Here is an 810-nt window from a genome sequence, read left to right on the forward strand (position 1 = left end):
GCCTTTCTGCTGGCCCTCGCCGGCGCCCTGCTGCTCCAGGGCTACACCCAGCACCTCTTCGACACGCGCCCCGACGCCGCCGCCCACCCGGCCGGCAACCCGACCGTCCCGCAGGAGGTCCGCACCGGCGGCCCGGTGATCGACCCGGGCGGCCCGAAGCCCCCCACCGCCGCCCCGGCGGCGACCACCGCGAAGCCGGCAGTGCCGTCCCCGTCCGCCCAGCCGACCGCCGCTCCCGCGCCGACCGCTCCCGCGCCGACCGCGCCCACGCCGAGCGGGAACGCCAACGGCGGCGGCAACGGCAGCACCGGCGGGACAACCGCGAGCGCCACCGCCACCCCGGGCCACGGGCGTCCCACCGACGCGCCCGGCAACTCCGGGAACGCCTCCGGAGGCAAGACCGGCAAGCCGTCCCCGACGCCCTGAACCCCGACGCCAACCCGCGCCGCCCTGTAGCGCGACGCCCTCCAGCGCGAGACCCTCGACCGCGCCGCCCTGATCGCCGACGCCCGACCCGCGCCGCCCTGCCCCCGACCGCGGACCCCGCCACCCCCAGGCACCCGCCCCCCCCCCCCGAAAGCAGCACCCGCCGTGAGCGCACCCCGCCGCAGAGCCGGCCGACGAGCCCCCGCCCCCACCCCCGCACGGAAGCGGGGCCGACGCGGCGTCGTCCGGCAGGGCCCGCTGCGCGCCCACTGGGTGCTCTTCTGCGCCTTTCTGCTGGCCCTCGCCGGCGCCCTGCTGCTCCAGGGCTACACCCAGCACCTCTTCGACACGCGCCCCGACGCCGCCGCCCACCCGGCCGGCAAC

1 protein-coding gene and 1 pseudogene are annotated in these 810 nt (G+C 79.8%); both read left to right on the plus strand.

Going from position 1 to position 810, the window contains the following annotated elements; genetic code table 11:
- Positions 1–426 (plus strand): annotated as a pseudogene (locus ADK60_RS23835) (hypothetical protein); the annotation flags it as partial.
- Positions 427–591: 165 nt separating this feature from the next.
- Positions 592–810: hypothetical protein (locus ADK60_RS45010; RefSeq protein WP_159400545.1), on the plus strand; the 219-nt coding region annotated here is incomplete at its 3' end.

This window comes from Streptomyces sp. XY431, assembly GCF_001279805.1.
GTDB classification, from domain to species: domain Bacteria; phylum Actinomycetota; class Actinomycetes; order Streptomycetales; family Streptomycetaceae; genus Kitasatospora; species Kitasatospora purpeofusca.